This is a genomic window from Hymenobacter daeguensis, assembly GCF_054780555.1.
In genome coordinates, this window is the sequence record NZ_BAAGWC010000005.1 from 200,668 (window position 1) to 217,830 (window position 17,163).

Consider the following 17,163-nt stretch of genomic DNA (forward strand, 5'->3'; position numbering starts at 1 on the left):
GCTGCCGCTACCCCCGGGCCCGGCGATTTCACTTACAACCCCTTCAGAAATTTCTTTTTTTCAAATCACTCCTCCAATGGACAACTTATCCAGAAGGTTACTGCAAGCGTCGTGCGCCGTTGCCCTCACCGCCGCTATCGCCACTCCGGCCCAGGCGCAAAGCACGCGTAAGGACCTCAAAACCGGCAACAAGTTCTTCGAGCAGGAAAACTACCGCGCTGCCATTCCTTACTACGAGAAGGTATTGGCCAAAGACCCGAACAACGCCAAGGCGCTGTTTAACGCCGGCATTTCCTATATGTCATTCGACAAAGAGAAAGCCAGCGACTACATCTACAAAGCGCAAAAGCTGAAGCCGAAAGTTTCGAAGGACGTGGAATACTGGCTCGGCCGGGTTGACCACCTCAACTATAACTTCGACGAGGCCGTGGCCCACTTTCAGGCCTACAACGCCACGCTGAAAAAGAACGACCAGCGCAAAGAAGAGCTGGCGCAGTGGATTCAGCACAGCAAAAACGCCAAGGTGCAGTTCAACTCGCCCAAGGACATTTTTGTGAAGAACCTGGGCCCGGTCATCAACACGCAGTTTTCGGAGCACAGCCCGGTAATCTCGTCCGATGACAAGCTGCTCATCTTCACCTCGCGTGGCGAGGCCGTGACCGGTGCCAGCGGCAGCGTGAGCGATAAAAAGAACAAGAGCGTAGCCGCCGACGGTGAGTATTACGAAGACATCTTCGAATCGACCCGCATCGACGACGAGAACTGGCAGAAGCCCCGTTCGCTGAGCGGTGTGCTGAACGGCAAAGGCCACGACGCTTCGATTCAACTGTTCGACAACGACACCAAGATGTTGATGTACCGCAACGACAACAACGGTGACATTTTCGTGACGGATAAGAGCGGTGGCGACTGGACGGCTCCCAAGCCGCTGGATGGCAACATCAACTCGAAAGCCTTCGAGTCGGATGCCTACATCACGCCAGACGGCCTGACCATTATTTTCTCGACTGGTAAGTACTCGGAAGACGGCACGCTGGACCTGTATCAGTCGACGCGCACCTCGACCGGCTCGGACTGGGGCACGCCCAAGTCGCTTGGTGCCAACATCAACACCAAATACGACGATGACAGCCCGTACCTTAGCAAAGACGGCAAAACGCTGTATTTCTCGTCGCGCGGCCACAACACGATGGGTGGTTATGACATCTTCAAGTCGGAGTACGACGAGGGTGGCCGCAAGTGGGGCCCGGCCGTGAACATGGGCTACCCCGTGAACACGCCCGATGATGACTCCTACTACCGCCTGAGCCCCGATGGCTCGTATGCCTACCTCAGCTCGTACCGCATCGGTGGCTACGGCGAGAAGGACATCTACACCATCAACTACATCAAGAACGCCAACATCGTTGGTAAGGTGTTCTCGAAGAAGGACAGCACGACGGTAATTCCGGGCGTGGAACTGGTGTTCACCGGCAAGCAGGCCGACAACACGGCCCTGAGCTTCCGCGACATCAGCAAGCCCGATGGTGCATATCAGGTAGCTGTGCTTTCGGGCCGTACCTACCAGGTGGCCGTGAGCAAGGATGGCAAAAACATTGAGACGCAGGAGTTTGCCGTGCCGGTTTCGACGAATGACTCGACGACCATCACGAAGAACTTCTACATCAACTATGTAGATACTACCTCGAACAACCTGTTCGCCGCCAAGAACATCTACTTCGATACCGACAAGTACAAGCTGCGTCCGGAGTCGATTACCCGCCTGAACGAAATCAGCCAGATTCTGATGGCCAACCCCGGCATCAACATGTCGATTGAAGGCCATTGCGACTCGCGCAATACCGACGAGTACAACATGGTACTGGGTCAGAACCGTGCCAACGCGGCCTTCAACTACCTGAAGAAGCAGGGGGTGGCCGAAACCCGCATGACGACGGTGAGCTACGGCGAGCGTCGCCCGGCGGCTCCGAACGATTCGCCTGAGAACATGCAGCTTAACCGCCGCGATGAGTTCAAAGTGGTGTTGAAAGAAGGCGAAACCATGCCGGTTATCAACAACAACTCGGGCGCTTCGACCACCACGGGCACCAGCACTTCGACCACTACCACCACGACTGCTGCTCCGCTCACGCCCGGCAAGAGCAAAGTGAAGATGGCCGACGGCACCAAGGTGAAAACCAAAGTGGACGAGGATTCGGACAAAGTGAAGGTGAAAACCAAAGGCGCGGCCGGCGACAAATCCAAAACCATCACGAAAGACGGTGAGCTGGATGCCAAAGCCAAAGACGCCAGCGGCGAAAAAACCAAAGTGAAAGCCAAGAACTAATTTATAGTTCAGGCCATTGGGCTGCGAAGCGGGCCGGGCACATTGCCCGGCCCGCTTTTTTTGTGCGGCTGCTGGCATCTTTGGCTTTCTTTTGTAGCCGCATTGCTTAACAAACCGGCCCGGTTGGGCGTTGGGGAAGGACAATTTTCCCGCTTCACTTACGTTCTTTGCGCCCGCTCATGGCAGTATTACCCTATAAAGACAACTCCGCCGACAAGAAATCGCAGGTTGCCCAGATGTTTAACTCCATCGCGGGCAAGTACGATTTCCTCAACCACTTTCTCAGCGTGGGCACCGACATTTACTGGCGGCGCAAGGCGGTGGATGAGTTGAAAACCCTGCGTCCGGCGCGCATTCTGGACATTGCCACCGGCACGGCCGACTTCGCCATCGAAACGCTGCGCACCGCCGCGCCCGATGCGCAGGTGACCGGCGTGGACATTTCGGAAGGCATGCTGGAGGTGGGCCGCCGCAAGCTGGCCGCCAAAGGCTTGGGCAACCGCATTCAGCTGGAGCTGGGCGACTCGGAAAACCTGCCGTTCAAGGACGGGGAGTTTGATGCGGTGACGGCCTCGTTTGGGGTGCGCAACTTTGCGCATCTGGAAGCCGGGCTGGCCGAGATGCGCCGGGTGTTGCGGCCGGGCGGCAAGCTCGTTATTCTGGAATTCAGCAAGCCGACGGCGTTTCCGCTCAAGCAAGCCTATAATTTTTACTTCCGCCGGGTGCTGCCGGTTTTTGGCAAGATGATTTCCAAAGACCAGTCGGCCTATACCTACCTGCCCGCTTCGGTGCAGGCATTCCCGGACGGCCCCGACTTTCTGGCCATTCTGACCAAAGTCGGCTTCAAACAACCTGCATGGCAACCACTCACTTTCGGAATCAGCTCCATCTACACGGCGCACAACTAAAGCCGCTGGCGCTGCTGGTGCTGGCTTTCCTGCTGCTGCCGGGGGCGGCGCAGGCGCAGCGCAAGGCCAGCTCGCGCGCCAATCGGGGCAAGAACGGCACGCTTAAGTCCATCACGGTCAAGAACCTGGCGAACTACGACGACCGGTGGTTTCACCCGGGCATGTACGTCAGCTTTTCCGCCTCGCGCTTCGTGATTGAGCAGTCGGCGCAGTACATCGCCAACAAGAACGTCACGGCCAATGCCATCTATAGCCCCAGTCTGGGCGTGGGCTTTATTGGCGATGCACGGCTGGGCGGGCCGGAGTCGCCGTTTATCCTGCGCTTTGCGCCGGGGGTAAACTTCCTGACGCGCAAGGTGGAGTTTACACCGCACGGCTACCAGAAGCCCGATTCCATCGTGACGCAGGAAGTGACGTCGACGGTGGTGCAGTTTCCGATTTTGCTGAAGTATCAGTCGGACCGCCGCCGCAACTCGCGTATGTACATGATAGCCGGCATCAACCCCGTGCTGACGGCCAGCAACCGCCGGAGCGACCCGCTGCGCAACCAGCTGCGGGCCGTTGATAGCGACCTGACGCTGGAGTATGGCGTGGGGCTGGACTTGTTTTACCCGCTGTTTAAGCTGGCGCCGGAAATCCGCTTCTCGCACGGGCTGAAAAACCTGCTGGTGCCGCACAACGACATTTTCAGCAACAGCCTGCAAAGCCTCAGCACCAGCTCGGTGACGCTGTACATCAACATTCAAAACTAATTTTCCGGTAGTCGGCATTGGGTAGTCAGTGGTCGGTAACTTCTGGTCTGACTGCTAACTACCCGATGCCGACGACTCTTTTTTGAAAGCATGAAAACCGCATTTATCACCGGCGCATCGTCGGGAATTGGCCGGGCTACGGCGGTGGCGCTGGCGGGGGCCGGCTTCGAGCTGGTGGTGACGGGCCGGCGGCGCGAGCGGCTGGAAGAGCTGGCGGCCCAGCTGGCCCCGGTGCCCGTGCACGTGCTGGCATTTGACGTGCGCGACCGGGCGGCCGTAGAGGCCGCCGTGGCCACGCTGCCGGAGGCTCTGCGCGCCCCCGATGTGCTGGTGAACAACGCCGGCGGCGCCCACGGCCTGAACCCCATCCAAAGCGGCGACCCGGCCGACTGGGACCAGATGCTGGATGCCAACGTACGCGGCCTCCTGAACGTGACGCACGCCCTGCTGCCGGGCATGACGGCCCGCCAGACCGGCTTTATTGTGAACGTGGGCTCCATTGCCGGGCAGGAAGCGTATGCCAATGGCAACGTGTATTGCGCTACCAAGGCGGCTGTGCAGATGCTGACCAAAACCATGCGGCTCGACCTGCTGCCCACCGGCGTGCGCGTGGCCGAGGTGAACCCCGGCGCGGTGGAAACCGAGTTTTCGCAGGTTCGCTTCAAGGGCGATGAGGCACGGGCGGCGAAGGTGTACGAAGGCTTTGAGCCGCTGAAAGCGGAAGATATTGCCGAGGTCATCGTCTTTATGGTGACGCGGCCGCCGCACGTCACCATTGCCGAGGTGCTGGTGCTGGCGGGCGCACAGGGCGCGGCCACTACCATTGCGCGGAAGTAGCAGCCGGAAGAGGCTTACAACTACAAAAAGGGCTCTCCGCTAAGCGAAGAGCCCTTTTTGTAGCCAACGAAGTGGATTAGCTGCTAGCGAGCTTTTCCAGCACGCCCCGGTTCAGTTCGTGCTTGCCGTTGAAAGTGACAAGTTGCGTTTGGGCGGCAAACGCCTCTAACCGTTCAAACTGCTGTTCGGCCTGGGATGAGGGGATGTATTCATCATCGGAGCCGATGACGATGGTAAGTCTGAGCGCATGCAGCAGGGACTGCGCAACGGTAGCGTCCAGGTCTTCGGGGAAGCCACCGGCCCAAAGGATGAGATGAGCGGGCCTAAGCCAGGCCTGCGCCAGCCAGCGGCTGACGGTGGCCGTGCCCTGCGAGAAGCCCAGTACCGTTACCTGCACATCGGGCAGGCATTCGTCGAGCACTTTTTCGGCCAGCTGGTTGAGGAAGTTTACGTGGTCGTCGATTTCGTGCAGGCGGTCGTCGCGCGTCATCCAGCTGGCGCCGACGCGGCCGCTGGTGCCGGTGAGGTAGAAGCGGGAGAGGCCCTCGGGCGCGATGATGACGGTGTGCGGGTCGGCTTCGGCCAGGAAGGCGAAGTGACGGATGAAGTAGGCGGCCAGCTGCCCGTAGCCGTGGCACACGAACCACACGCGCCGGGTAGCTGCCGACAGCTCGCCCAGCTGCTGATAGCGGGCAGTGCGCCTGACGGTGAGGTGACGCTCCATATCGCTTAGGCGGGCGGCAGGTCGTCGGCCGAAAAGTTGAAGGGCATGAGGGCGGCCAGGGTGCTGAAGCGCAGGATGGTGCCCGCCCGGCTGGGCAGCAGCAGCGGGATGGGCCGGGCCTGCCGGCTTTCGTATTCCAGCATTACCTGGCGGCAGGCGCCGCAGGGCAGGGCCGCGCCAAAGTCGCCGGCGGCCGGGCGGGCGGCGACGGCCATGCCCACGATGGGCGCGTGGCCGGGCTGATTGGCCGCCAGGCCAAACAAGGCCGTGCGCTCGGCGCAGAGGCCGCTGGGGTAGGCGGCGTTTTCCTGGTTGGTGCCCCGGAAGATGGTGCCGTCGGCCAGCAGCAGGGCAGCCCCCACATGAAAGCCGGAATAAGGGGCGTAGGCGTGCGCCGTGGCGTCGCGGGCGGCCTGCCAGGTGGCTTGCTCGGCAGGGGTGAGGTCGGTAGCGGAGTCCAGCTCTTCGTAGGCGAGAAGCTGCTGGCGGGAATGGCGGGCCATATGGGCGGGATTAGGGGGCGGCGAAGATAGGCGAAAGTCATCAGCCTTGCCGCATGCCGGGCCAATGGTGCAGTTCCGCTGTCACGGGACTGGTTTCGCGGGGCGCAGGTGCCGCTCGCGGAGCAGGGCCGCGAGCGGGCCGTTGGGGCGGATGAGGGGCAGTAGTTTCTCGTAGGGAATCTCGACTTCAACAGAGCGGTCGGCGTGGTAGGGGCCGGGGCTGCCCAGGCGCTCGTCGTCGCGGTCATCGTAGGCGAAGCGCAGCCCGGTGCCCGTTATCAGAAAGCCGCCGGTGGGCAGCTTGCCGTTGGCACCCACGCCGTCGTAGTAGGCATTCTCCCAAACCGGTTTCAGGCCCTGAAGCAGCCAGCGGCGCAACTGCACCTCATAGCCGGGCGTTAGCAGGTCGGCCAGCCGCAGGCGGCGGCCGGTGCGCAGGTCATAAGTGCTGCTCTGGCTCCGTTCGTGCGTGCCCATTCCTTCGTCCTCGGCCGCCATAAAACGGTCGAACTGCACCACCGAAAAGAGGTAATTGCTGTTGTAGGCCACGTAGGTATCGCCATAAAAGAAGTAGTCGTACTGACCAGAATGGCGGGCGCGGAGCAGCGAGTCGAGGTAGCGGGGCATGCGCGGCGGGGGCACGGGCCGGCCCAGCGCCGCCCGTAGCGGGCGGGTGGCGGCCAGGGGCGAGCGGAAGTGCAGGTAGGCTTGGCGCAGCTCTGCCGAATCGAGCCGGGTGCTGTCGTAATCGTTGCCACGGCTGAATTGCCGGACCTCCCAGGTTTCGGAATCGTAGGCCAGGGCGTCGGCGTAGGTTTCGTGCAGGGCTACGGGGAGGGTGCGGCGGCCATCGGGGCTGTGCCAGGTGCCGGTGAGGGGGCTGCGCAGAGGACCATCGAGCAGGAAATAGCCCGTTGCGGTAGAGACACCCGTTTCATTATCAAAAGCGCTTTCATTGAGCCGGATTTGACCAGATTTCCGGCCTTTAGCCGCTGGCTGGCTGAAGCGTAGGGGCTGGCCGCGCCGGTCGTAGCAATAGCTGCCGCTGAAGCCCCAGCGGCCCGAATCCAGGTCCAGCGTGACGGCCAGCTGGCCGATGGTGCCCCGCCAATGGCGCGGCCCCGGGGCTGCGTAGTGGTCGAAACGGGCGGCGGGAACGGCGCGGGTGCCGGGCTGGCCCCCCGCAGTGGCAGCACTGAGCAGCAGCGCCGACAGCAGCCAGAAAGTGCAGTGCATGGGCAATGAGTGGGGAATAGCTGCCGAAGCTGCCAAGGGAATGGCCGGTAAAAATAGGTGGAAGGAGCCGCCCCGCTGGGCCGGACTCACGGCCGTCGTTTCATGGGCGCGGGGACGCGGACTGCGAAGTCCGCGCTACTTTTGCCCGCATGACTTCCCGCCTTCTGCTCCTCGGGGCCGGCCGCTCGGCCTCGTCCCTCATTCAATACCTGCTGCGCCACGCGCCCACCGAAAACTGGTTTCTGACCGTGGCCGATGCCAACCCCGCCCACCTGGCGCCGGTGCTGGCGGCGCACTCGCAATATGCCCGCGCCGTGCCCTTTTCAACGGAAAACGAAGCGCTGCTGGAAGAGCTGGTGGCCCAGGCCGACGTGGTGATTTCGATGCTGCCGGCCGCGCTGCACCCGCTGGTGGCGCGGGCCTGCCTGCGCCACGGCCGGCACCTGGCCACGGCCAGCTACGTAAGCCCCGAAATCAGGGCGCTGCACGACGAGGCGCGGGCGGCGGGCGTGACGCTGCTCATGGAATGCGGCCTCGACCCGGGGCTCGACCACATGTCGGCCATGCGGGCCATTGCCCACATTCGGGCGCGGGGCGGGGTCATTACTTCTTTCAAAAGCTATTGCGGCGGCTTGCTGGCCCCGGCGGCGGAAGGCGACAATCCGTGGAAATACAAGTTCACCTGGAACCCGCGCAACGTGGTGCTGGCCGGCCAGGGCACGGCCAAATTCCTCGAAAACGGGCACCTGCGCTTCATCCCGTACCAGCACCTGTTTTGCCGGACCGAAACGTTGACGCTGCCGGAGTACGGCGAGTTTGAGGGCTACGCCAACCGCGACTCGCTGAGCTACCGGGCGCCGTATGGGCTGGAGGAAATTCCCACCATCCTGCGCGGCACCTTGCGCCGGCCGGGCTACAGCGCTGCCTGGCACGCGCTGGTGCGCCTGGGCCTGACCGACGACAGCGTGAACCTCGACAACCCCGAAACCATGACCTGGGCCGCGTTGGTGGAGGCCTACCTGCCCACCTCGCTCATTCCGCACCTCGACCTGGCCCAGCGCGTGGCCACCTACCTGGGGCTGAACCCCGCCGGCGAAGAAATGGGCCGCCTGCACTGGCTGGGGCTGTTTTCCGACCGCCCGGTGGGCCACGCCCACGCCACGCCCGCCCAGCTGCTGGAGCGCCTGCTGGCCGAAAAATGGCAGCTGCAGCCCCACGACCACGACCTGATTGTGATGCAGCACCTCTTCGAATACGAGCTGGCTGGGGTGCCGCACCGCCTCACGTCGTCGCTGGCCGTGGAGGGCGACGACGCCACCCACACCGGCATGGCCAAAACCGTGGGCCTGCCGCTGGGCATGGCCGTGCGCCGCCTGGTGCGCGGCGAGGTGGCCCAGCGCGGCGTGCTCATTCCGGTACAGCCGGCGCTGTACGAGCCCATTCTGGACGAGCTGGCGGCGGAGTATGGCATCCGGTTCAGCGAGGAAGAGGTGGCGCGGACTCTGTAGTCCGCGCTACCACGTTCAAACGACCCAAGCCGTCCGTTGGCCGCCCAGCCGGCTTTTCTGATGACCAGTGACGTTTTCGGTTGGGCCGGTCATGTCTTCGATAGCACCCCGGGGCATTAGGGAAGCTTGGCGACTTCCTAGTAAGCGTGGAGGGGACCAAGGTCCACAGTTTCGCCGTTGACCTTTTGCACGTCCTTGTGGATGTTGCCGATGTCAAGCATTATGTCGGCCCCGGCACGTTGAGGGTATTTCTAAGCCTGGTATCGGCCGGGAGAATCTCCTGGCGAATGGGGTCTATCTGGTAGTAGTAAGTCAGCTTGTCGGTAAGGTGCTGCGTGTTGGAACTGCGGCGCATCACATCGAGGCCGTCGGTAGCTAATCAATTCCCATCAGGAAAAATAATGCCCGGCGGCAGGCCCACCCGCTTATGGGTTTTGGCGGAAGCCGTTCGCATTCGGCACGCGTGGGCCTAACGGCCCCCAACCACATCCTGCGCCGTGCGGTGGAAGTGCTTGCGGCGCAGCTTGCGCCGGATGTCGGCCGGAATAGGGTTGCCCAAAGCATATCCTTCGATGATGGCGGCCTCCCGCTCGGGGCTGTAGCGGCTGGCTTTGAGCTGGCCCACGGTGGCGAAGCCGGCCCCGGCCAGGGTATCCTGGCGGGCCTCCTGGGCGGTGGGGCGGCCGTCGGGACGCCGGGCGTAGCGCCTGTGGGAGAAAGCCGTATCGGCCGCAGCTGCGTATGCGGCGCTGCTGCCGCGCTGCTCGCGAAAGAGCTTGTGCACGGCAAAAACCGTGTCGCGCCCCTGGCTGAAACCGGGCAGGGCCAATGCCATAGCCAGGCAAAAACAGCAGAGTAGCCGGAAAGACTTTGGAAGCAGCATTGGCAGGAATGGAATGTTGGATGGCCGCCTGTGCAGACGAACGGGCGGTGACAAAGGTTCGTGCCGTTGGTGCGCCACAATAGCTGCCGTTCGGCCGGCGTTACTTTCGTGCATGATGCCACTCCGGGCCTACCTACACCTGCGCTTCCGCCTGCTCTTGCGCCTGCTGCGTGAAATCGGGCCATTGCGGCTGGCTTTTCTGGGGCCGCTGCTGGTGCTGGCCATTGGGCGCGGGGTGGTGCTGGCGGCCACGCACCCGCCGGCCCAGTGGGCGGTGCCGGTGCTCACGGCGCTGGCGCTGGCCCCGGCCCACCGGCAGCCGGCCGACCTGCGCTTTCTGGCCACGAGTGCCCCGGCGTTTCGGCGCTGGCTGGCGGTGGAATATGGGCTGGCCACGCTGCCACTCGCTGCCGCACTGTCCGGGTTTGGGCACTGGGGAGCGGCGGCGCTCACGGTGGCGCTGGGGGCGGCCGTGGCTGCGCTGCCGCCCGCCCGCGAAAGCCGCAGCAGCCGGCACCGTGCCCGCAGCCCGTTTCGCAGCGAGGCGTTTGAGTGGGTGAGCGGGCTGCGCCTGGGCGGGCAGTGGGCCTGGCCGCTGCTGCTGGCGGGCGCCATCTGGCAGCACCAGGCTTCGCCGCTGGGCACGGTGCTGGCGCTGCTGGGGTGGCTGCTGGTGGTGCTGGGCTGCTACGGCACGCCCGAGCCGGTGGCCATGTTGGTAGTGGCCGCCCGCAGCACCCGGCAGGTGCTGCGGCGGCGCCTGCTGCTGGGGCTGGGCTACGCGGCCCTCACGGCGGCGCCGTTTTTCTGGCTGCTGGCGGTGGGGCCGATAGGCGGGAGCGGCGCCTTGGCGGTGGCGGTGGTCTGGCTCGGGCTGGTGGGGCTGCTGATTCTGGCGAAGTACGCCTTCTATCCCAACGCGGCGCACATTCGCACCACGCAGGGGCTGGTGCTGGCCGTGGCTCTCACGGCAGTTGGCCGGCCCGAATACCCGGTGCTCATGCTCGTGGCGGTGGGCGGCCTCATCTGGCAAAGCCGGCGGCGCATGCGGCAGGTGCTGGGGGAGCAACAGCAGGCCTGAATCCAGATGATAAGCCCATCACGCTTTTAGCTACTAATGCTTGAAATCCTGAACCTGCGCAAAGCTTACGGCCCCCACGTTGTGCTGCACGACGTGAGCCTGAACCTGCTTCCCGGTACCATTCACGGCCTGGTGGGGGCCAACGGCGCGGGCAAAACCACGCTCATCAACTGCCTCTACGGGCTGGAAAGCGACTTTGCGGGCACCATTCGCGACACGGCCGGGCGGGCCGTGCGCGCGCACACCGGCCTGCTGCCCTACGAGCCGTATTTCTACCCGCGCCTCACCGGGCGCGAGTACCTGGAGTTCTGCCTGCAGGCGCGGGGCCGGCCCGTGGTCGACTTTGCCGGCTGGAATCAGCTGCTGGAATTGCCCCTCGACCAGTATGCCGACGAGTACTCGGCCGGCATGCGCAAGAAGCTGGCCCTGCTGGCCCTCCTCGTCCAAAACCTCGACTACCTCATCCTCGACGAGCCCTTCAACGGCCTCGACCTCGAAGCCAACCTGCTGCTGAAAGCCATTCTGAAGCGCCTGCGCGACCGGGGCACGGGCATCCTGCTCACCTCGCACATCCTGGGTGCCCTCACCGAAACCGCCAATGAAATCTCGGTGCTGGTGGGCGGGCGCGTGCAGCGGCACTACGCCGCCGCCGGGTTCGGGACGCTGGAAATGGACTTGCTCGACAGCCTGCACCGCGAGAAGCTGGGCCTGCTAGAGGGGCTTGTGTAGCCGCTTGTAGCACATGCTTTAGCTTGTGCATCGTTCTCCGACACCATCCGGGCACAAGCTAAAGCATGTGCTACAAGCGCGCTACAGCGCCAGGTAAAACCCTGCCAGCAGCGCCCGGAACTCCGCCGAATATTCCCCCTCATCCGCCGCCGTCCGAATCGTCAGCTCCGATTCCGATTCCGACGCCGTGCCCGCCCCGCGCCCAAACCCCACGATGTGCCGCAGCGGCCGGCTGCCGGGCCGGTGCCGCACCACCAGCCGCGTGGCCGGATACAGCCCTGCCACCGCCGCCACGGCTTCAAATGCCAGCATCTCCGACGGCGGCAGCAGCACGGTCAGCAGGCCGGCGGGGACCAGAAACGCCGCCGCAAAAGCCGCCAACGCTTCGAAGGAAAGCGTGTCGGCCGCCTCGTGGCGGGCGGTGGTGCGCGCCGCATCGGGCGAGCGCAGCGACTGCCGGAAAAACGGCGGATTGCAGATAAGGTGGCTGAACGGTGAAGGCTGCGTAGCCGCATATTCGCCCAGACTTTTGCCATAAATGTGAATGCGCCCGACCCACGGACTGGCCGCCGCATTGGCCGCCGCCTGCGCAGCAGCAGCGGCGTCAATTTCTACGGCTTCGATTTCGACGGTGGGGTGGCGCTGGGCGGCCATGAGCGCCAGCAGCCCGGTGCCGGTGCCAATGTCGAGCAGGCGGGTGGCGCCGGTGAGGTCGGCCGCCGCGCCCAGCAGGCAGGCATCGGTGCTCACCTTCATGGCGCAATCACCTTGCTCGATGCGGAACTGCTGGAACTGGAAGTAGTCGTTGGGCAAAACTAGCGCGTACCTGGGTTATAGTAAACGATGTAGGGTGCGGGGCTTGCCCCCGCCCGCCGTTGAACGATTAGCGCAGGGGGGGGCAACGGCGGGCGGGGGCAAGCCCCGCACCCTACACGGTGAGGACGTTAAGCATTATCCTGGCCCTATCCCGTTTCTGAGGACTATGGTTATGCTCAAGACATAAAGAGCCCCTGATAATAGAGCAGCAAGAAAAAGCCCAATCAAAATCGAAAAAACCACTCGATAGATTTTACGAATGGGTAGCAGCTGCCATGCAAAAGGAATGGTCAGCAAGGGCGTGCAGAACATGGCCCACCAAAGCGCCATCCCAACAATATCCAGGAAGCTCACAGCGTGTGGCGTCAGCTACTGGCTTGGGCAATGGCCTCGTACCCCTCGTCCACCAGCAGGCCTTTGCCCAGGGCGCTTTGCACGGCCAGCACGTCGCAGCGCTCGTTTTCGGCGTGGCCGGCGTGGCCTTTTATCCAGTGGAAGGTGACGGTGCGCTGCTTGTAGATGCGCAGGAAGCGCCGCCACAGGTCCTCGTTGGCCTTCTTGCCGAAATCGGACTTCGCGGCCCAGCCGAAGACCCACTTTTTCTCCACGGCATCGACCACGTACTTGGAGTCGGACACGACGCGGATGGGCAGCTCGGGGCGGGTCACGGCTTCGAGGCCGACGATGACGGCCAGCAACTCCATGCGGTTGTTGGTGGTGAGGCGGAAGCCCTGGGTAAGCTCTTTTTCGTGCGGTCCGTAGCGCAGAATGGCGCCGTAGCCGCCGGGGCCAGGGTTGCCGCGCGCCGAGCCGTCGGTGAACAGGTGAATCAAGGGGAATGGGATTAGCAGAACGTCATGCTGAGCGCAGCCGAAGCATCTTGCCCGCAGTCACTAATTAATAATTTACTCGAAGCAACGAAGCAGGCAAGATGCTTCGCTGCGCTCAGCAGGACGTTCAGATGTTAAAAATTTGCTTTGAACAGCTTGATGGCGATGGCCAGCAGGATGACGCCGAACACGCGGCGCAGCACGTCCTCGCCGGCTTTGCCGAGCTGGCGCTCAATCCAGGCGCTGGTTTTGAGCACGGCGTACACAAAAAGCAGGTTCAGCAAGATGCCGACCAGGATGTTGGGCAGCGTGTAGGCGGCGCGCAGCGAGAGCAGCGTGGTCATGGTGCCGGCCCCGGTGATGAGCGGAAACGCCAGCGGCACAATGGAGCCGGTGTTGGCCGTGAGGTCGGACTTGAACAGCTGGATGCCGAGTATCATTTCCAGGCCGATGAGGAAGATGATGACCGCGCCCGCCAGCGCGAAGCTCTCGTTATCGACCCCAAACAGCCGCAGAATGCTCTGCCCCAGAAACAGAAACGCCACCATCAGGCAGCCCGCCACGAGGGTGGCCAGCTCGGCTTTAATCTGGCCCTCGCGCTGCCGAATCTGAATGATAATCGGGATGGACCCGATGATGTCAATCACGGCAAACAGCGTGAGCGTGACGGATAGGATTTGCTGAAAATTGAGCATGGCCTGAAGGGCGTGGTGCGTTACCCCGGGTATTCGCGCGCAAAAAACTGCACCAGCGCCTCCATGGCGGCATCGGGCACGGCGGGGAAGTTGGCAATGCGGATGGTGGTGGCCTTGAGGGGGCCGTAGCCGCTGCCCAGCAACAGGCCGGCTTCCTTGGCTTTGGCCTTGATTTCCTCGATGAGGGCGGCGTCGCCCTGCAAGCCGATGACGGTGGTGGAGCGGGTTTCGGGGTTGCTGACGAGGGGCGTGAGGGGCGTGGCCTGCTCGAAGAAAGCGTAGAGCTTCTCGGCGCGGTCCACGAGGTGCTGGTGCACGGTTTTGATGGGCTCGCGGTCGGCCAGCACGCGGCTCATGAGGTAAATGCCCAGCACGTTGGGCGTGTAGTTGGTTTGGTAGTTCAGCATCTGGGCCAGCATGGCGGGCAGGGCGTTGTAGTGCGCCCGGTCGTTTACGAGCTTGGCCTGGGCCACCGCCCTGGGCGACAAAATCATGACGCCCAGCCCGGCCGGCAGCCCGAAGCACTTCTGCACCGAGCCGTACCAGATGTCGGCCTTGATGTACTTCAGGTTCAGGCCGGCCAGCGAGCTGGTGGCGTCCACGGCCAGCAGGGCCCCGCCGAGGCGGTTGTAGAGGTTCAGGATGAAGCCCTCGCGCAGCTGGGTGGCGGTGCTGGTTTCGTTCTGGGTGATGCAGACGAGGTCCGTGTCGTCGGGGGCGAAGGACAGGCCGGCCACGTCGGGCAGGGCATCGAGGCCAAACCGGAGGCCCGTGCTGGCCGGCCGCAGGGCCTTGGCGTACTTATACCACTTCTCGCCAAAGTCGCCGTTGTAGAGGTGAAACGAGCGGCGCGGGGTGAGGCTCTGGGCCAGAATCTCCCAGCACTCGGTGGCCGAGCCGGTGAAGAGCACCGTGTAGTCCTGCGGCACGTTGAGCTTGGCCTTGAGGTCGGCCACGGTCTGGCGCACCAGGCTGATGATTTTCTCGGAGCGGTGCCCGGCCGAGAGCCAGTCGCCGTCGAAGGCATCGGTGAGGTACTGGCGCACGGCCGGATAAACGGCCGAAGGCCCGGGATTGAAGGTATACATGGGAAGGGGAGTCTGAGGGAAGAAAAGCGCCGCCGGCGCAAAGGTAACGGCTACGCAAACCGCTGAAAGCAGGACGGGGCGGCAGAATTGCCTTGCCAACGCCGAAACCACGCTGCCCATTGCCCTGCCAGCCGTTTCCGGCGGGCAGTTGCCGGTTTCCGGCCGATAGCTGCCAGGTTCCGCCTTCACGCCGCCGACTTCCGGCGGACAGTTGCCGGTTTCCGGGTCTTAGTTGCGGATTTCCGCCCCCGGAAATCCGCAACTAAGACCCGGAAACCGGCAGCTACCAGGCGGAAACCGGCGGCTGTTCTTGCTCACACCCGAAAGCCCACCCGCTTGGGCTGCTGGTTCACGAACCACTGCACGGCCAGCCGGTAGCTTTCCAGCCCGAAGCCGCTGATGCTGCCGGCGCAGTGCCGGCCGAAGAGGCTGCGTTGGCGGAAGTCCTCGCGGGCGTGCAGGTTGCTCAGGTGCACCTCCACCACGGGCGTGCTGATGGCGGCCACGGCATCGGCCAGGGCCACGCTGGTGTGGGTGTAGCCCCCGGCATTGAGCACGATGCCGTGGTGCGTGAAGCCGACTTCGTGCAGCTTGTCGATGATTACGCCTTCGTGGTTGCTCTGAAACTGCGTGAGCGTGAGCTGCGGGAAGGATTCTTCGAGCTCGGGAAAAAAGTCGTCGAAGGAGCGGTTGCCGTAGATGCCGGGTTCGCGGCGGCCGAGCAGGTTGAGGTTGGGGCCGTTGAGGATGAAGATTTCCATGCGTAGGGGCGGGATGGGGTATTTTTGTCGGTATTGAACAACGTCTGTCATCCTGAGCGCAGCGAAGGACCTTATCACCGCAGCACGATTGGCAGTAATAACTATCAGCCCGGCGCGAACGTGATAAGGTCCTTCGCTGCGCTCAGGATGACAAAAGTACCCCTGCTCCATCCCCGCCCATGACCTGGCCCCAGGCAATCAAACAATTCGACGGCTACCTGCGCCTCGAAAAATCGCTCTCGCCCAACTCGGTGGAGGCCTACGTGCGCGACATCACCAAGCTCCAGCAGTTTCTCATCATTCAGCGGCTGCCCCTCGGCCCCACGCAGGTGAGCACCGAGGTGCTGCGCGAATTTCTGGCCACCCTGCAGGGGCTGGGCCTGAGCGCCACCTCGCAGGCCCGCACGCTCTCGGGCCTGAAGGCGTTTTTCAGCTTCCTCATCATGGAAGACCTGCTCAAGCTCGACCCCACCGACACCCTCGAAGCCCCCAAAACCGGCCGCCACCTCCCCGATACCCTCAGCTACCCCGAAGTGGAGCAGCTGCTCGCCGCCATCGACCTGAGCACCGACGAGGGCCTGCGCGCCCGCGCCCTGCTCGAAGTGCTCTACTCCTCCGGCCTGCGCGTGAGCGAGCTGTGCGACCTGCGCCTGAGCAACCTCTACCCCGACGAAGGCTTTATGAAAGTAGTGGGCAAGGGCAACAAGGAGCGCCTCGTGCCCGTGGGCCGCCAGGCCCTCAAGCACCTCAACTTCTACCTCAGCGGCGTGCGCGGCCACCTCGACCTCAAGCCCGGCGCCGAAGACTTCGTGTTTCTGAGCCAGCGCGGCCGGCCGCTCTCGCGCATCACCGTGTTCACCACGCTCAAGAAAATTGCCGAGTTGGCGGGCCTGCGCAAAACCATCAGCCCGCACACGCTGCGCCATTCCTTTGCCACGCACCTGATAGAAGGCGGGGCCGACCTGCGCGCCGTGCAGGAAATGCTGGGCCACGCCAGCATCACCACCACCGAGATTTACACGCACCTCGACCGGGACTTCCTGCGCCAGGTCATCACCGAGTTTCACCCGCGCAGCTAGCAGCCAGGGGAGGAGGGAAGGCCGATTGAACGTCAAACTCCCCTCCTTGCCAAGGAGGGGATGTTCGCGCGAAGCGCGGACGGGGGTGGTTGGGGCGTTGAACGGCTGGGTTCTGCTTCATTCAGGCATCGTTCAACGCCCACCCTCCGGTGGCACCACCCCCGTTTCAGCTGGCGCTGAAACATCCCCTCCTTGGTAAGGAGGGGAGTTTTCGTTCCTGCGCCCCGTTTTTGCCCCATCGGGCGTTTCCCGCTTGCCTTGCGTAAATTTGGCCTTTATGCCTCCCTCGAATGGCCGACAATCGTTATAAAAACCCTCCCCCCGGCCCCTCCGCCAACCGCCCCGCCGACCCCCGGCCCACGCGGCGCAACGAGCCGCGCCCCGGCGGCCCGGCCCCCGAGCCGGCC

At 63.5% G+C, this 17,163-nt stretch carries 18 protein-coding genes; 8 read left to right on the plus strand and 10 right to left on the minus strand.

The genetic code is table 11. The features are described from left to right. Positions 1-76 precede the first annotated feature (76 nt). The 4 genes from ACYVHT_RS08965 to ACYVHT_RS08980 all read left to right on the plus strand — a co-directional run bounded on the left by ACYVHT_RS08965 (position 77) and on the right by ACYVHT_RS08980 (position 4,823). On the plus strand, positions 77-2,326 hold the full coding sequence (locus ACYVHT_RS08965; RefSeq protein WP_460550198.1) for an OmpA family protein: 2,250 nt from the start codon (positions 77-79) through the stop codon (positions 2,324-2,326). Between the two features lie 179 nt (positions 2,327-2,505). Further along, a complete protein-coding gene (gene ubiE / locus ACYVHT_RS08970; RefSeq protein ID WP_460550200.1) occupies positions 2,506-3,234 on the plus strand; it encodes a class I SAM-dependent methyltransferase in 729 nt (242 codons plus the stop codon). Continuing rightward, positions 3,183-3,986 (plus strand): type IX secretion/gliding motility protein PorT/SprT, encoded by an 804-nt coding sequence (porT, locus tag ACYVHT_RS08975; RefSeq protein WP_460550202.1) that lies wholly within the window; start codon positions 3,183-3,185, stop codon positions 3,984-3,986. The genes ubiE and porT overlap by 52 nt, the downstream gene beginning before the upstream one ends. A 90-nt stretch (positions 3,987-4,076) precedes the next feature. Beyond that, positions 4,077-4,823: a Rossmann-fold NAD(P)-binding domain-containing protein gene (locus tag ACYVHT_RS08980; RefSeq protein ID WP_460550204.1), complete on the plus strand. Its 747-nt coding sequence runs from the start codon at positions 4,077-4,079 to the stop codon at positions 4,821-4,823. A gap of 76 nt (positions 4,824-4,899) precedes the next feature. On the opposite strand, the gene ACYVHT_RS08985 is transcribed toward ACYVHT_RS08980, so the two are convergent. The 3 genes from ACYVHT_RS08985 to ACYVHT_RS08995 all read right to left on the minus strand — a co-directional run bounded on the left by ACYVHT_RS08985 (position 4,900) and on the right by ACYVHT_RS08995 (position 7,286). Then, entirely contained in the window at positions 4,900-5,547 is a 648-nt protein-coding gene (locus ACYVHT_RS08985) for an alpha/beta hydrolase (RefSeq protein ID WP_460550206.1), read from the minus strand. Between the two features lie 5 nt (positions 5,548-5,552). Next, the gene (locus tag ACYVHT_RS08990) at positions 5,553-6,050 is read right to left on the minus strand and encodes a cytidine deaminase family protein (RefSeq protein ID WP_460550208.1); all 498 of its coding nucleotides are present in this window, start codon (positions 6,048-6,050) and stop codon (positions 5,553-5,555) included. 81 nt (positions 6,051-6,131) lie between these two features. Further along, positions 6,132-7,286, minus strand: coding sequence for a hypothetical protein (locus ACYVHT_RS08995; RefSeq protein ID WP_460550210.1), 1,155 nt, complete (start codon positions 7,284-7,286; stop codon positions 6,132-6,134). A gap of 149 nt (positions 7,287-7,435) precedes the next feature. On the opposite strand from ACYVHT_RS08995, the gene ACYVHT_RS09000 reads away from it, so the two are divergent. Next, the gene (locus ACYVHT_RS09000) at positions 7,436-8,794 is read left to right on the plus strand and encodes a saccharopine dehydrogenase family protein (protein WP_460550212.1); all 1,359 of its coding nucleotides are present in this window, start codon (positions 7,436-7,438) and stop codon (positions 8,792-8,794) included. Positions 8,795-9,014: 220 nt separating this feature from the next. On the opposite strand, the gene ACYVHT_RS09005 is transcribed toward ACYVHT_RS09000, so the two are convergent. Continuing rightward, entirely contained in the window at positions 9,015-9,149 is a 135-nt protein-coding gene (locus ACYVHT_RS09005; RefSeq protein ID WP_460550214.1) for a hypothetical protein, read from the minus strand. A 114-nt stretch (positions 9,150-9,263) separates the two neighbouring features. Next, entirely contained in the window at positions 9,264-9,629 is a 366-nt protein-coding gene (locus ACYVHT_RS09010) for a hypothetical protein (RefSeq protein WP_460550216.1), read from the minus strand. Between the two features lie 160 nt (positions 9,630-9,789). On the opposite strand from ACYVHT_RS09010, the gene ACYVHT_RS09015 reads away from it, so the two are divergent. Further along, positions 9,790-10,758: a hypothetical protein gene (locus ACYVHT_RS09015; RefSeq protein WP_460550218.1), complete on the plus strand. Its 969-nt coding sequence runs from the start codon at positions 9,790-9,792 to the stop codon at positions 10,756-10,758. 36 nt (positions 10,759-10,794) lie between these two features. Beyond that, complete coding sequence (locus tag ACYVHT_RS09020) at positions 10,795-11,487, plus strand: ATP-binding cassette domain-containing protein (protein ID WP_460550220.1); 693 nt, start codon at positions 10,795-10,797, stop codon at positions 11,485-11,487. 81 nt (positions 11,488-11,568) lie between these two features. Here ACYVHT_RS09020 and ACYVHT_RS09025 read toward each other — a convergent pair whose 3' ends face one another. The 5 genes from ACYVHT_RS09025 to aroQ all read right to left on the minus strand — a co-directional run bounded on the left by ACYVHT_RS09025 (position 11,569) and on the right by aroQ (position 15,677). Continuing rightward, the gene (locus ACYVHT_RS09025; protein ID WP_460550222.1) at positions 11,569-12,300 is read right to left on the minus strand and encodes a tRNA1(Val) (adenine(37)-N6)-methyltransferase; all 732 of its coding nucleotides are present in this window, start codon (positions 12,298-12,300) and stop codon (positions 11,569-11,571) included. A 368-nt stretch (positions 12,301-12,668) separates the two neighbouring features. Further along, the gene (rnhA, locus tag ACYVHT_RS09030) at positions 12,669-13,136 is read right to left on the minus strand and encodes a ribonuclease H family protein (RefSeq protein WP_460550224.1); all 468 of its coding nucleotides are present in this window, start codon (positions 13,134-13,136) and stop codon (positions 12,669-12,671) included. 131 nt (positions 13,137-13,267) lie between these two features. Continuing rightward, a complete protein-coding gene (locus tag ACYVHT_RS09035; RefSeq protein ID WP_460550226.1) occupies positions 13,268-13,828 on the minus strand; it encodes a MarC family protein in 561 nt (186 codons plus the stop codon). Positions 13,829-13,848: 20 nt separating this feature from the next. Further along, a complete protein-coding gene (locus ACYVHT_RS09040; protein ID WP_460550228.1) occupies positions 13,849-14,916 on the minus strand; it encodes an aminotransferase class V-fold PLP-dependent enzyme in 1,068 nt (355 codons plus the stop codon). 314 nt (positions 14,917-15,230) lie between these two features. Beyond that, positions 15,231-15,677, minus strand: coding sequence for a type II 3-dehydroquinate dehydratase (aroQ, locus tag ACYVHT_RS09045; protein WP_460550230.1), 447 nt, complete (start codon positions 15,675-15,677; stop codon positions 15,231-15,233). A gap of 179 nt (positions 15,678-15,856) precedes the next feature. Between aroQ and xerD the strand changes: the two genes are divergently transcribed. Continuing rightward, positions 15,857-16,756 (plus strand): site-specific tyrosine recombinase, encoded by a 900-nt coding sequence (gene xerD / locus ACYVHT_RS09050; protein ID WP_460550232.1) that lies wholly within the window; start codon positions 15,857-15,859, stop codon positions 16,754-16,756. The last annotated feature ends 407 nt before the right edge of the window (positions 16,757-17,163 follow it).